This window comes from Echinicola sediminis (genome assembly GCF_054777495.1).
The window spans coordinates 52584-68245 of sequence record NZ_BAAHAP010000025.1 but is presented as its reverse complement, the minus strand read 5'-3'; the positions used below and the strand labels follow the sequence as shown (position 1 = coordinate 68245).

Annotated in this window: 9 protein-coding genes; 1 reads left to right on the top strand and 8 read right to left on the bottom strand. The window is 43.4% G+C overall.

The window, feature by feature from the left end:
- Positions 1–747 precede the first annotated feature (747 nt).
- The gene (locus ACYVAA_RS08780) at positions 748–1635 is read left to right on the top strand and encodes a dienelactone hydrolase family protein (RefSeq protein WP_460540623.1); all 888 of its coding nucleotides are present in this window, start codon (positions 748–750) and stop codon (positions 1633–1635) included.
- Between the two features lie 160 nt (positions 1636–1795).
- On the opposite strand, the gene ACYVAA_RS08775 is transcribed toward ACYVAA_RS08780, so the two are convergent.
- From ACYVAA_RS08775 to ACYVAA_RS08740, 8 genes are all read right to left on the bottom strand, one after another.
- On the bottom strand, positions 1796–4417 hold the full coding sequence (locus ACYVAA_RS08775) for an alkaline phosphatase D family protein (RefSeq protein WP_460540620.1): 2622 nt from the start codon (positions 4415–4417) through the stop codon (positions 1796–1798).
- A 19-nt stretch (positions 4418–4436) separates the two neighbouring features.
- Positions 4437–6107 carry a RagB/SusD family nutrient uptake outer membrane protein gene (locus tag ACYVAA_RS08770; RefSeq protein ID WP_460540618.1) on the bottom strand — a complete coding sequence of 557 codons (1671 nt, stop codon included), beginning with the start codon at positions 6105–6107 and terminating at the stop codon, positions 4437–4439.
- Positions 6108–6111: 4 nt separating this feature from the next.
- A complete protein-coding gene (locus tag ACYVAA_RS08765; protein ID WP_460540616.1) occupies positions 6112–9483 on the bottom strand; it encodes a SusC/RagA family TonB-linked outer membrane protein in 3372 nt (1123 codons plus the stop codon).
- 136 nt (positions 9484–9619) lie between these two features.
- Positions 9620–10708, bottom strand: coding sequence for a FecR family protein (locus tag ACYVAA_RS08760; protein WP_460540614.1), 1089 nt, complete (start codon positions 10706–10708; stop codon positions 9620–9622).
- 508 nt (positions 10709–11216) lie between these two features.
- Positions 11217–11822: an RNA polymerase sigma factor gene (locus ACYVAA_RS08755; protein ID WP_460540612.1), complete on the bottom strand. Its 606-nt coding sequence runs from the start codon at positions 11820–11822 to the stop codon at positions 11217–11219.
- A gap of 346 nt (positions 11823–12168) precedes the next feature.
- Entirely contained in the window at positions 12169–12816 is a 648-nt protein-coding gene (locus ACYVAA_RS08750) for a DUF2490 domain-containing protein (RefSeq protein WP_460540609.1), read from the bottom strand.
- Between the two features lie 392 nt (positions 12817–13208).
- A complete protein-coding gene (locus ACYVAA_RS08745; protein ID WP_460540607.1) occupies positions 13209–14096 on the bottom strand; it encodes an alkaline phosphatase in 888 nt (295 codons plus the stop codon).
- Between the two features lie 57 nt (positions 14097–14153).
- Positions 14154–15656 carry a RagB/SusD family nutrient uptake outer membrane protein gene (locus tag ACYVAA_RS08740; protein WP_460540605.1) on the bottom strand — a complete coding sequence of 501 codons (1503 nt, stop codon included), beginning with the start codon at positions 15654–15656 and terminating at the stop codon, positions 14154–14156.
- Between the last annotated feature and the right edge of the window lie 6 nt (positions 15657–15662).

The window sequence follows — 15662 nt, the reverse complement described above, 5'->3', positions numbered from 1 at the left end:
GTCTGAAAATAATTATGAGGTCATTTCTATCCGGCAGCTGAAGGAATATATTGATCCCGATGTGGCTGGACGGAAAATTGAGATGGACTTGAGCAAACCTTATAAAAATTGACGTTTTTTTTGAAAGTATTGAGTATTGAGTATTGAGTGTGCTGGTCCGGATTTGCAATCCGGACCTTTAAATACCGGGGATTTGCCATCCCCAACTCTCTTCTACTTTTTTTCTTAGAATAAGCCCATTTGAAATTTAGTGAAATAAAATATCATTGTAAGGAGCCAAGGGTTCAACTATGTACGTCCCGCGTCCCGACAGATGTCGGGATCAGCGGGACAACTAAGCCGTATAAGCATTCAATTTTTAGGGCATTAGGCTTTTCCACGGATAAAAAGGATAAACACGGATGTTATCAAGAAATGATCAATCAAAACAATCAATCCGTGTTCATCTGTATTTAGCTGTGGACAATACTGCACACTTTTCTGGTTTCAGTAATTAGATATAAGTATTGAGTATTGAGCTTTTAACCTTCATTGCTAGGAAGAAACTTATTCCAACCCAACGCTTGTCCGGGTTTTTAACCTGAGCAAACGTCGAAGGATGCAATCCTTATCACTCCCCACGATTGTGCGGGGCACAGTCAGAGGGATGGCCGAAAAAAACCATCAAAAAATCAGTGAAAATTCGTGTAATTCGTTGCCCCTTCCCCTAACTTATAGCAAGAATTCTTTTCCCAAAGCATAACCACCATGAAAAAACTCACTAAAAAGGACATCAAGCAGGAAGTCTTCGACCTTTACGACGCCTACGCCCACAATAAGTTGGACCGAAGGGATTTTATGGAAAAGCTGTCCCTTTATGCAGTAGGCGGCATCAGCCTTACAGCCCTTACCAGCTTTCTTATGCCCAACTATCAGGACAAAATTCAAGTCCCTGCCCAGAATGAAAAGCTCACTACCGAAACCATCAGCTACCCTTCCCCTAAAGGAGGCGGAGAGATCAAAGCCCAACTTTCCCGTCCCAAGGATGCCAAAGGAAAACTTCCGGGCATCGTGGTGGTCCATGAAAATAGGGGCCTCAATCCCCATATTGCAGATGTTGGCAGAAGGGCGGCGATGGCCGGCTTTATCAGCATCTCCCCCGATGCCCTTTCCCCTTTGGGAGGCTATCCGGGCAATGACGATGACGGAAGGGCCCTCCAGCGTCAGCGCGACCGGGATGAAATGCTGGAAGACTTTATCGCAGCCTTTGACTATTTAAAAAACCATGATGGCTGCACGGGAAATGTAGGCGTAGTCGGTTTTTGCTTTGGCGGATGGATCTCCAATATGATGGCCGTCAAAGTCCCTGAACTGAAAGCGGCCGTTCCCTTTTATGGTGGACAGCCACCCCTGGAGCTGGTCCCCCAGATCAATGCCCCCTTGCTCCTCCATTATGGCGAACTGGACCAGCGGGTCAATGAAGGCTGGCCGGCCTATGAGGAGGCGCTGAAAGAGCACAACAAAGAATATCAGGCCTATATCTACCCCAATGCCAACCATGGCTTCCACAACGACACCACCCCAAGATATGACGAGGAAGCTGCCAAACTGGCCTGGGAAAGGACAATCGCATTTTTTAAGGAGAAATTGGGGTAGGCTTAGTAAAAAGATTACAGTCCCCGGAAAAATTAAAGACTTCTTACAAAGCTCCGACCGTTCTTTATCAAGCAGGTATCCTTAACAAACAAGCAGCAGATTGACAAACAAGACAGTCAATCTGCTGCTGATTATTGGTTACGAGTGATATGATAATTCATCAGAAAGAAACCGTTCTGAATATTTCTTTATCCTCCGCCAGTTCCAAGCCCTTTAAGGTCTGTGATTGACCTGATTCCGTCTCCTGAATTATAGCGGTATACCTCCCCTGTTCAAAGACCTTCGGTCTAAAACTATTCCCCTTGATCCTTAGGCAATACTCGGTCTGCCCAGTGGCTTCATTAACCAGTTTCAAAACGGGATCTGCTTTACCTTCTATTTTCAGTAAGGGAAGGTAGCCTATGGCTTTTCTGGCGTAATTATCATCTTGGGAAACCAAAATAGGCCATCCCTCATACTGTCCTTCAGGATTTCTTTGGGGATCTACATATCTAGGCCAACATTCCAATGTCATAGTTCTGGCCGATTTATCAAAGGTCACTATCCCATATCCCGTTGCCCGATCATAGATGAGGGCAGGTTTTCTCCCACTTTGGGAGGGGTTGGCTACGGCATGTATGGTCATCTTATTCCCGAAACCATCATGAAAGTTGCCGGTATACTTGGATTTTCCCGGCAGGGGTTGATGCTTATCGCTCAACGGAGGCCACCATCTCCTGGGGAAAAGATTATTCAGTGCTGGTCCAGCAAAAGCATAACCGCAATCGCCAAAATTATCTACACCATAATGCACCACACTGGCCAAATGCTGGTCACCCGCAATGTGTAAGGCAAAGGATTTCCTGATTATCTTTAAGGCTTCATCTCTACCTTTCTGAGGCCATCCATTAGAATCCATATCTGTTGTAGGGGCATCTCCTGATACATATTCCCCTGGAGCTGGGATAGGTAATTTGGGAACAATACTGTCAATAATACTCCCTTCAGGCAAGGTGGCCACGGTACAGAAGTTGGTTTGGGACAAAACTGCCTTCATCTGTACTGATTTGGGCCAATTTACTGTCCAGTTTTCAAGAAATTCCAACTGTCTCTCTCCCAATAACTGTGCTTCAATATCATGGTATTGTTTTATATCAAAATCCCGATTTTGGATAAAACCATTGGTAACTTTTGCATCTTCAGGGAGAACATTTTTGGGGGCAGACTTGAACTTTCTATCCTCCAAAATCGCAAAGCTGATTCCTCCATAAACCCAATCAGTGTAATAGGTTCCAATCCCCTGTTTGACAGGACTGGGATCATAAGGGTCAGGTAGATGCCCCGTTTGTGTCCTTTGAACCATATTTATCCAAGCCGGAGGCATTTTATACCCGCCTTGATCTTGGGCTGCATAGCCCCACCCCTCATCCGAGGGAGCATGTTTACCTCCTTCTCCCCACACATTTCCATGATAAACATCATGGTCATCTGGAATAAAGGCGCTGGGAATATGACGGAATATATCTCGATAGGACCAACCAAACATGTACCACTTGCGGAGATAGTCCAAGGAGGCTTTTTCTATAGGGGAGGTTTGTATCCCAAAACCTCCCGTACTTTCATAAAACTGATCACCCAGGAACACAGCTAAGTCCACGTGGTGCTTGGACACGTGCTCGCTTACCTCCCCATCTGGAAAGCCATAATCTGCATTGCAGCTGAAAACAGCCATTTTCACTTGGGATACATCTGTAGGTTCCCTAGCGATAGTACCCTCATAAGTATACACCTTGACTTGCTCTAAAAGAGGCAACTCCAGATGAGCCTGATAGGAAACCGCTTCGGTATGTTCCCAATTTTCTACTCTAAACTGTGCCACCCTTCCCATGGGATCCACCGTACTTTCCTGTAGTGTTTCCCATGTTCCTTTGTTTTTTACTTTTAAGGACACCTTATGCCCTGAGATTGCTTCTACTGGGGTCAACTGGGCATTCAATTTAAGCGTCTTCTCATGCAAGGTATACTGCGCAAAACAAATTGGCCCAAATTCCCGATTATCAAACTGCAGGACTTTTGGTCCCTTTAATTCCCAATGAGAGAACGCCACAGATGGTCTCTCACTGTCTTGCTTGGAGTCATCAGGAAAATGAGATACTAAGGCCAAAGCTCCTGATACAGCCTCTGGAGCAAGCCCCTCAACCTGATGCACCGCCAGCATTTCTTCCTCTTCAGAGAAAACAGTCAATTTTAAAGTATAAAACCCTCCTTTTGGCTCGGCCGCTAAGTTCAACCTCAGTGTTTGGTCTAATAGCAAGCTTTCCGTCCCCTGCCTATCGCCAATAAACAGCTTTCCATCTCCCCTGACACCAACATCAAGTCCTTGCCCAAATACTGCGGCAGATCGATAGTCCTCCATTTTCCCTTTCGCCCCTATCCGAAAACCTACATAGGCACCCGCCCTTGAATTTGCTCCACCTGTTAACCATTCCAGGGCAACACTGATCTCAAAATGACCTGTTTGATCTCCCAATTCATGGGACAATGTATATAGGGTTCTATTATTGCCGTGTACCACACAGGTGGCTTTGCCATCCCTTATCTCCCAATCCTGTAACCTGTTCCCCCAAAACTCCGGCCCAACCCACTTCATGTCAGGCCAGAAATGCCAAGGGCTTTCGTAGCTTTTCTTATTGGAGAGAGCAACAGGAATCACTTTCCCCCTTTTCTCCGGCATTCCTCCCAGCAAAACATGTGGGACAATGGAACTTAAAGCAATAGCTTTAACAGCATGTCTTCTTTTCATATGAAATCCAAAAAACTTCTTACTGTCCAAGATTAGGATTGATATTCACCTCTGCCTCAGGAATGGGCCAATGGTCATCTACCCCGGGCCTGAAGTTTTTGGAAGTCACAAACCACCTGAAATCCGGATCAAGCTTTTTGGAAGTGGTCGCATACTTTTCTGAATCAGGGAAAGGTGCTCCCCAAAAGTCCCCAACCAGCACTTCCTCTCCAATCTCCCATCTAAAAATATCCCATAAACGGATGCCTTCGAAAGCTAATTCTATTCTTCTTTCATTCCTCAGTATCGGACGTAAGGCTTCCGCATTGGTTTCTTGAATGGGAGGGAGTCCGACCGATGCTCGCCCACGAACCGCGTTGATCGTCAGATCCAGCAATTCTTGGGTAATCGGCTTACCTGCTTCCAATTCCGCTTCAAGGTAACTCAGCAACACTTCTGCATAGCGAATGATCGGGATGTTTCCCCCATAATCATTCCTTAGGTTGCCCGTAAAGGATTCATCAAAAAACTTTCTAAGACCATAACCGCTTCGGGTAGCCTGCTTTGAGTAAGTCAGCTGGTCCACAGAGCTGGTGGCATCTGGGTGACAGTTATAGACATTTGATCCAAAGGTACTGTTGTTCCAAAGGAAATTATACCTGAACCTTGGGTCCCTGTTTTCACCCATATCATCATAATTGAACCTGGGGTCATCATAGGAAAGGGGACTTCCATCATCAAAACCATACGCATCGGTCAAGCTGCCCAAAGGATTGACAAAATGCCAACCGCCTGAAATAGCAGGATAGGTATGTTGCGGCAAAGCATTTGGTGCCTGCCCCGGAGCAAACTGTGAGCTAAAGATGTTTTCCGTGCTATTCTCTCCTTTGGGGTTAAACAAAGATTGATAATCAGGGTCAATTTCATTATCCCCCAAATCAATGATTTGCTTGTAAGCAGCAGAGGCCTCCGCAAACCTCTTCTCACTAAGGTATATCCTACCCAAAAATGCCAACGCAGCCTGCTTGCTGGCCCTTCCCATTTCTGATGCCCTAAGCTCCCCATAAGCAGGTAGGTCCTGCACAGCAGCGGTAAGCTCGTCGATAACGAATTGCACAATTGCCGATTTCTCCGCTTTCACTACGTTGTTTGCCTCTTCAGGAGTCAAGGTCGATGTCACCAAAGGCACAGCGCCCCAAAACTGAGACATGTAGAAATATTGGGTAGCCCGTAAAAATTTTGCCTCGGCAGCCATGCGTTGGATTTTTTCGGCTGACATGTTTACAGACGTTATATTCTCCAGAAAATCGTTACAGATCGCAATTCTTTTATAAGATCCTTGCCAATAACCGTTGATGACATTGTTATTGGGAAGCAAGGTTCCATTGGTCAGCCTATTAATGGTAGAATTATCTCCGCGCCGATCATAACCATTGTCCGTTGCCAATTCCAAAAACACAATCCCACAATAAGTCCACCAATCACTGGGCACTACTTGGGTACCAAACTCAATGGCACCACGGTACATACCGGTCAATGCTATCAATGCGTCTGATTCCGTTCTCCAAAAGTTTTCCTGGGCAAATGCATCTGATGGATACTGGGAAAGTTTATCCTCACAAGAAAACATCAAGAGTAGAAAAAGGCTTAAAATCACCTGTGACTTAAAAACACCTTTGATTTTTTTATGTATTATTTGGGGAAATTCCATGGTCTTAAAATTTAATATTTACACCTAAAGTATATGTTGCCAAGATGGGATAATAGGCCCCTGAAGTATTGATTTCGGGATCCCACCCTTGCCTGTAGGAGTTGAAGGAAAGAAGGTTCTCTCCACTCAGATAGAGTCGGGCTTTTTGAAGCCCTATTCTTTCCACAGTTGCCTGTGGCAGTGTATAGCCAAGTTGAAGGTTTTTCACCCGAAGGTAAGCGGCATTCATTACCCAAAAATCAGAAAGCACCGTGTTTGGTGTACCACTATTGGTGATTACTTCCAAGCGAGGATAGTCTGGGTAACGCTCTGGATTATCCGGGTCAAACCTTCCTTCCATCTGCCATCTCTGGATATTACCCAAGTTGAAAAAGGCCCAACCGGCATAATTGTTCAGGAGTCCATTGACACCCGCCGCTCCTTGCATCAAGACCGAAAAGTCAAAGCTCTTATAGTTTAGACCAAAATTGAACCCAAAAGTATATTTTGGGATACGACTTCCCAAATAGGTCCGGTCATAGGTGGGATCTACCTTTCCATCCGGCACTCCGTCCGGTCCACTGATATCCTTGTACCTGATATCTCCCGCCTGGGGATTAGGATTCACAGCAGTCTGATCTGCCCAATTACCTATGTCCTCTTGATTAAGAAATACGCCGTCTGATTGGTACCCATAGTACATTTCCATGGGGTAGCCAATAAACAAATTGGAACCATTGCCAACGAAGTCATTAGGCTGTTCCACATTACCTAGTCCCAGGGTCACCACTTCATTATTGATCAGGGAAAAATTTCCCGCAAAAGAATATTCAAAGTCGCCACTTCTATTTCGATAGCCCAAATCAAATTCAAAACCTGAGTTTTTAGCTTCTCCAGTATTGGTTTCACTCATGCTGACACCCAAAACGGATGAAACACTAGCAGAGGGCTGGAACAGAATATCCGTAGTGGCCCTATTGAAATAGGAGGCATTAAGGGTGAGTTTTCCTTCCAGAAAACCTGCCTCAAATCCAACATCCGTGGTAGTGGTAGATTCCCATTTGATGTTGGCATCTTTATAAGTAGAATAAGCCGCCCCAGTGGCAATGCCCCCGCCAATGGGATAGTTTCTTTCAGATTGCAAAACCCGCTGGTAAGGATAATTTCCGATATTCTGGTTACCCAATACCCCCCATGAAGCTTTCACCTTTAGGTCGGAAATCCAATTGACGTTTTGGAAAAAGTCTTCTTCTGAAAGTCTCCAGCCTAAGGCCATGGAAGGGAAGAGTGCATACTTGTTGCTTTCTGGAAACCTGGAAGAGCCGTCATAGCGGACAGTGGCCTCAAACAGGTACTTTTCGTTGTGGTTATATTTCAATCTGGAAAACAAAGACTGTATCGCCCACTCATCGTCATATCCGCCCGAAAGCTGATTGTCAGCACCTCCCATTCCTAGCACGGTATAGTCGTTGCTCGGGAAATCCTGACGGTAACCGTTAAAGTAATTGAGGACTTGGTTTTCAAAAGAGTAGCCTACCAAAAAGTCCAGTGTACCGTTATTGATTTCTTTGGTATACTCTGCTAAGAGCTGGCTGGTTTTATAGACCTGTTTATTGCTGTATTGGTTCAAATAGGACTGAGCAAGATACACATCATCATTAAGTCTTTGTGATGCCAAATACGAACGCTGTTCTAACAAGGTAAAATTATAACCGCCTATGCCTGTTAAGACCAGCCCCTTCACCGGGGTCCAAGCCAACCTAATATTGACGCCCATCCTAGAGTCAGGGTTTTTAAGGTAAGAGGCAGACTGTAACCAGGAGACGGGGGTACCACCACTTTCAGGACCAATGCCAAAATCTCCATTTGATGCCTGGCCCAAATAGACCGCCGGATAACGCAGCGCATTTTGGATCAACTGATCTGAAAGCTCTCCTCCTTTATTGGCTGTGGCCTGAGGCTCATTCCGCTCCTCAAAGGCACCAAACAACCTTGTTGTCATGGTGAGGCTTTTGCCGAGATCACTTTCCAGGTTCAACCGAATGTTGTACCGGTTATAATTGTTCCGCTCAATGATCCCCTGTTGCCCAAGGTATCCAGCAGAAAGAAAGTATTTATGAATATCCCCACCGCCGTTGAGGCTGACCGTATGCCCCGTCTGAACGCCTTTTCTGGAAAACAGTTCATCCAGAAAACGAGTATTGGGATAATTATCCGGATCAGATTGGTTACGGTATTTCTCAATATCCTCCTCAGTGTAGCTATTACTTCCCGATGCAATATTATAGAGCGCTGCATATTCCCAAGAATTGGCCAAATCTGGCAATTCTGTCGCTTCATTGAAGCCCACATAGCCATTATAATTAACCGTCAACTTGCTTTCACTGCCACTTTTTGTGGTAACCAGTATAACACCATTTGCAGCTCTTGCTCCGTAAATTGCTGCAGAGGAGGCGTCTTTTAAGACCGAAACTGACTTGATATCATTAGGGTTGATATCGTCCAATGTACCAGGGATACCATCTATGATCACAAGGGCATTGGGAGTAGCTCCAAAAGACCCTACCCCCCTTACACGAATGGAACCGCTGCTTTCACCAGGGCGTCCGGAGCGTTGAATCACTGTAACTCCAGGCATCTGTCCGGCAAGGGCCTGAGTAGCATTGGGAACGGGGCGGTTTTCAATACTCTCGGAGGAAATTTGGGAAACGGAACCAATCACATTTACTTTTTTCTGGGTACCATATCCTACAACGACCACCTCATCCAATGATTGGGCGTCCGGCACCATGGACACATCAATCTTGGTTTGATTGCCCACCTCCACTACGTATTTTTCGTAACCCAAAAAACTAAAAATCAACGTTGAACCTTCGTCCACATCAAGACTGTAATTTCCATTAAAGTCTGTAACAGTTCCTTTACTCGTACCCTGCACTTGTATCGTAGCTCCAGGAATAGGCTGTCCATTTTCATCTGTAACGGTTCCGGTTATTTGTATTACGAGCTCCTGTTCCTGCGGAAGGGAAAGGACCTCCTTTTGCTTTACATGAATATTGTCATCCACCTGTTTAAAAGAAAGGTTGGTTTGACGGGCGATCTCTGTCAGTACCTCGTACAGGGATCCTCCTTGGCTGCTTAGGGTGACCCGGGGCAAATCCTTCAGCTCCCTGTCTGCAAACACAAAGTTATAATCCGTGGCCTTCTCTATCTTTAGGAAGGCAGACTTGACATCCAGGTTATCAATAGTAATGGAAACAGGGATATCTTCAATGTTTTTTATTTGTGCATTCCCATCCTTAGCCAGGATCATGCTCATGGAAAAGCATTGGATGATAAATGCATACATGAATAATTTGGTCATGTGAATCACATGCTTTAGTAGGTTATTTTTCATATATTTAAATGTTTATTGGGTAATGTCAATTGTCGAATAAACGTACTTCGGAATGGTGAAATAGCCGTTTCATATTCCGAAAACTCATTAGGTCATAAGTGTTGGAGCACTTATGGCCTATATCTTTTTCATAGGCTTATTGTTTAAAGGTTATCGTTACATCTTTATCCTTGATTTCGTAATCTATCCTTGCCGAATACTGCATTCCTTCCAATACGTCTTCAAGGCTCTTATTTTTGAAGACACCGGAAAGTCCAAAGTTTTCAGAAGGCTCATTGGCTAATTCCACATGAACCCCGTACCAGTTTTCAAGCACCCTGACCACCTCTTTGATAGGGGTATCTTCGAAGAAAATGGTCTTTCTGGTCCAAGAAAGGACCTCCGCTTCTTTGAATAAATACTTAACAGGGTTTTCCGCTTGCCCCACGCTCACGGCCTCCCCCGGAATCAGCCTTAGGCCCGGGATGTTTTCTTCTTCCACTTCCACTTCTACCACTCCGGTCACCAGTGAAATTCTAGTATCCTCGTTTTTATAAGCGGATATATTGAAAGAAGTCCCCAAGGCTTTTGTTGAGGTGTTGGCAGCATTTACAATAAATGGTCTGGTTTTGTCTTCCGCGACATCAAAAAATGCCTCCCCCTTTAGCTCAATAACCCTTTTATCATCCTCAAAGCCCTCTATAAAACGGATGCTACTATTGGAGTTTAGGATTACCCTACTTCCGTCACTGAGTATTAAGTTGGATTTCACACCCAAAGGTGCGACGTACTCTTTGACTTCTTTCTGGACAACAATGGGCAGGGCTTTTTCTTCATGCATGGTTAGGCGTGCAGCAATAAAAGCGATCAGCAACGAAAGCATCAACACCGCCGCTACCCTGTACAGAAAGCCGATGTGCTCATAAAAATGCTTGTTTTGCTTCGTTCTTTTCAACACACTCTCCTGATTTATGGGAACCACCTTACCCTCAACCGTTTTAATACTCCCAACCTGCCTATCTATATTTTCCCAAGTCTGCTCTAATCTTTCCTCTGAAACAGCTTTTGACCGAAAAGCCATGTTGAGAACAATAACCCGGGCAGCCTTTATATCTTCACTTTTATTCGGGTATTTTTCCAAAAAATCACGCCAAAGAGAATTGGTATAATTATCCGGCTTCAGGACCCATTTTTTGAATTCGGTATCCAGAACAAAATCCTCTATGGTATATTTTGATTTACTCATTACAATTCCTTTTCATCTATAGGTGTCACAAGCCAGCAAAAGTTATCCTTCCTAAAGGAGTTTTTTTTTAGAAAACTTAAATAAAATCCATCAAATACCTGACTTACAACGATTTAAAAACTATTCGAAGTCAATATTTTTTTGAATGTAAAGGAGTGGAATGACATAAGTAGATTTCTCTGAGTTCTACACAAATAATTTTTCCTTGTAGCCTGAGAGTCAGTGGAGAGAGGGCCCGCCCCAAAGGGGCAAATTTATATTAGCCTGGGGTGGAGCCCCAGGCTAAAGTACCCTAAAGGCTCATGTTTTGGCCGGATTAATAGCAATAGAGCATACCACTTGCCGCCAAAACCCATAGATTTCAATTGAGAAGTCTACCCAAGATAATGTACGAATTACGCCCTAGGTTTGATCCTTATTTAATTGCGCCTATGCACCTTTAATCTCAGTGGACAGTCGTCCGTTGACCGTCAACTTTTAAAACCTTTCCCGCCTACTCCGGGACTGATCAAAAAGACATAAAAAGAATAATCCACACCATCAATTTCCCTACCTTTTTCTTCAAGGCCGAAATGGCCTTCCAGGCCAGGGTGTAGACCGACTTGATATTGATCCCCATGATCTTGGACACCTCTTCATAGGACAGGTTTTCGAAAAACAGGTAATAAATCACTTCTTTTTGCCTTTCCGGCAGCTTCTGCATCAGACCGGCAATCTTATGCCGTAGGCTTTCTTCCACCTGTCTGGCGATCAGCTGGGACTCTATCGAAGGAGACACCAGTACCTGCTCAGACAGCGTATCCAAACTTTCCTGGGATCGTTTTGACTTTTTCTTGGATTCCCTGAACATTTTATAGGACAGGGCCTTGAACAGGTACACCTTTACATTATCCGCCCTCTGCAGGTTTTTGTGGTACTTCCACAATTCTATAAAAACATCCTGAATACAATCCTGCACAAAATCCTGGTCCTCAAAAATGGAAACACCATACAGAAACAATTCTTTAGAAAAAACCCTATAAATCCCTTCAAGTCCACGCTTTTCACCCCGGATCAACTGCTCCCACAGATCATTGACCTGTTCATTGCTCGGACTGAACTCCTGGATTTTCATGAAAGGATTATTTTAGGTTTAAAAGCTATAGCTGTATTCCAAACATCCTTATAAAAGGACAATTTTCACTGGAAACTATTACCAGGTCCCCACTTTTATTTCTTTTTTTACTTAGGGATTGTGTAAGGTAATTAAAATATTCTTAAAAAGTGTTTGGAATGGGCAGCAAAAAATGTCGTTGTAAATAGGAGGGTTTGTGGCAATTACATCAAAATAAGGCTACAGTGGAAGCACTGTACTGGTCAAAGAAATAGGAATGGAGATTTTCAGGAAAACTTCAGCATAGATTATTTAACCAAACTTGATAGTACAGAGAGCTGACCACACTCCGTATCCAGGAAGCAGGTCACTTTAATTTTATCGAAAGCATCCCGCCAAACACATAAGTGGAATTCCACTCTCCCTGTTCTTCATCCCCCTGATGGGCCAGGTACAACCATGGGACAAAACGCCTGTTCCCTGCCATAAAAACACCCAGGTAATTTCTGGTCCTTCCCAATTTGCCCTTGGAAACAAAAACCTCGCTTGTACAAAATGGTCTAAAGCCCAAAAACTTAACCGACTCGGGAGGAATAAACCTAAAATCTGTACGGTATCGGATTTTTTTGACTGACTCGGGCAACATCCTGTATTCAAACCGTAGCCGGTTTCTAAGCGACCAATTTCCAATTTTTAGCTTAGTCCCAAACCGCAGCTGAGGCCTGTTCTCCACCAACCATCTCCCCTCTTCCCAATATCTTTCATGTCTAAAATAACCTTCCAGATAAAAATGGGGCGAAAAGGTGGTTTTCATCCCTAGCTCTACAAAATTATCATAAGAACCGACTCCCTTCTGAAACAAGGAATTAAACAGGGCAAAAGCGGAAAACTTCGGTGAAACCTCTTTGAACAGATAAAGCTCAGTCCATGCTTCCCTTCTGCCAGCTGATTCTTCCACTCCCTGCGCGAATGTGGATAGATGGACAAAACAGCATATCCATAAACTTATGGCCATGTAACATGCCAGCTTATTACTGCTTGTAGTTTTTTCTCTTCTCCTAACACCCATCATATTCAAATGCAAGGAGTGTATTTTTTTCGACTTGTTACAAATTGATTATTCCGGCCTTGGTTGAAACTGGCAATCAACCTCCGGTTACTCAGCCTTACTTTTTTTCAGAAAATAAGGAAAGGAATACTCTGGCCCGGCCATTCCCGGTCCGGAGTTCCAAATAGTTGTATTATCATGAAGATCCATTCCAGCACACGTTTAAAGCTTCCTCCCTCCTTGCATTGGATGAGGCTTCAAACTTCACTTCAAGATAGCTATCCTCTCTATTCTCGCTTCCTCACCAATAAACAAACCTCATCTCTTACATTGCCTATTCTGAAACTTTTAAAAACGGGCTATTTAAATACCTCATCAATTGAACTACCTCTCCAACTATCGGGAATAGTTAAATTTAAAATTTTTGCAATTGTGGGAGAAGTGTCATAATTAATTACCAGGCCTTTAATGTTATAGTTTTCTTTAATTCCTGGTCCTGAAATCACCCAGGGTACAAACACCTCTTCAGGCGACTTGCCACCATGGGTTGCATCAATTCCACCATGGTCTGAGATCAAAATCACCGTTGTTTCATCCTTCTGGTCCAGCTTTCTGATGGTGGATAAAATTTTATTGAGATACTGATCATTCTTTTCAATCTGACGGTATATTTCAGGGGTTGCGTGGCCGATATCATGCCCTACATGATCGATATCATCAAAATGCACCAACATAAACTGGGGAGAGTTTTTTGTCCAAATTTGGATTGCCGTTTCAGTAGTCAGGCTATCTCCCTCACAGTGCACACTGAAATCGGTCAATTCCTCCTCAAAATAAGAGTTAAGCCCCTTCCATGAATAAACAGCACCTTTGTATGCATTTGGATAGGTTTTATCCAATAGATAAAAAATGGTAGGAAACATGCCGAATTCCGTGGTGTCCGCTGATGCTATTTCAGGTTCTTTGCTATACCATGTGGTGTAGCCGTGTACTTCCGGTCCAGCTCCCATTAAATGAGAGGCCCAATTTACCCCAGAAGATGTTGGTAGTACAGCTCTTGTCTTTAAGGAATAAGCTCCTTTTTGTAGGAGTGAATCTATGGTTGGCGTGTGTGCTTTTGGAATAGCATATGATCCTAATCCGTCAAAGCCCACTACTATTACTCTAGAAGTTTGGGCATTTGAATAAAATGCCAAGTTTATTAAGAGAATTGTAAGGATGTAAATAAATAGTTTCTTTTTTTTCATGGAATTGAAATTGATGGTCATAATAGCCCCCTCTTAATCAAAAGAGGAGGCTGTTTTTTACTTTATTAACCACATCTCAGCGTTGATATCATCAGATCCATTATATTGTCTGTTAATCGCATCGGAGACGTTTTGTTCATTTACCTGAAACTCATTTAATGGGTACATCCATCTTTTAGGAATTTTATTTCCATTTTCATTAGCAGGTCCCACTTTAAAAGAGGGAACTCCTGTTCTTCTTTGATTGTAAAATGCTTCCCATCCCGAGTTTTGGAAAAAGGCGACATATTTTTGCAGGAGAATTTGCGTTAAACCTTCTTGATTATCTCCAGTATAAGCTACCTTTTCACTGTTTAGAAAGTCCTGAATTTTTGATTCAGGTATTCCATAATGTAACATACTTGCCCTAATGCCCCTTTGATAATGTTGCGATGCATCTCCGGGTATCCATCCTCTATTTATCGCCTCAGCGATTGAGAATTCTGTTTCGGCCCAACTCAGAAGGAACGTTTGCTCCCCTGTGGGAGAGTAGAAATGATCAGGATTAAAGGAGGATAGCTGCCCTTCAACAGACTGGATATAAATATCAGCTTGTAAAGCTCCAGGGTTGGCTCCTCGGTATGATGAAAAATCAGTAGCATAATCAGGATTTCCACTATTAGCAGATTCTGGTGTGGGAGAAGCGACAACAAAGGTCCTTGGATCCTTTAACTCAGTTAGTATATCCAAATAAGTCATAGATATAGGAAATCTTTGCTGGGAATTTCCCGCGCCAGATCCGGGACGGAAGAGTGGATAAGTGTTGAGATTATTGTCGACCCAAGTAGCCTTTAAGCTTTCATCATTAGATGAAATAAGGGGGTATTTTTCAGGTGAATTTACAATTGCTGAAAATCTTTCACTTATTTTTAAATCTGGATCGCTCTCTTTATGGCTTAAACTGATCAATACCCTTAACGTATAGGAATTAATTGTTTTTTGCCAGGACTGAACGGACCCATTTAAATAAATGTCTCCGTTTACAGTAGCGCTGGGATTATCAATTAGGATTTCAGTAATTTCATCGTTTGCCTTTTCCAAAAGATTTAGTGCCTCAAGGTAAACTTGCTTTTGAGAATCGTATTTTGGTGTGAAGATTCCTTCATCAGCTTTCAGGGCCTCTGATAGCGGAATATCTCCAACCCGTCTGGTCATGTCAATAAGGAAGTAGGCTTTGAGGAATTTTGCCAAGCCAAGATAAGGGTTTAATGTCGGACCACTTAGTCTTAGGGTCTCCTCTTCCATCTTCTCAATATTTCGTATGACGTCGTATTTTAAGGAAGTTCTAGTCCAAAGAAAATTTTGGTTGCCATAATAAGATTCATTTATACAAAAGAACTGATTGTGGCGCATGGTGTAGTCCCAGGCGACAGGGTCAAGATCCACCAATATTCCTGTGAATATGGTTGAAGGCGTAGCTTGTGAAGGGGCATTGGGATTAACCTGCAAATCATCCCAGGATTCGCATCCCCATATCAGTATAACTGAGATAAGTAGTATATATGATTTTATGTATTTCATAATGGT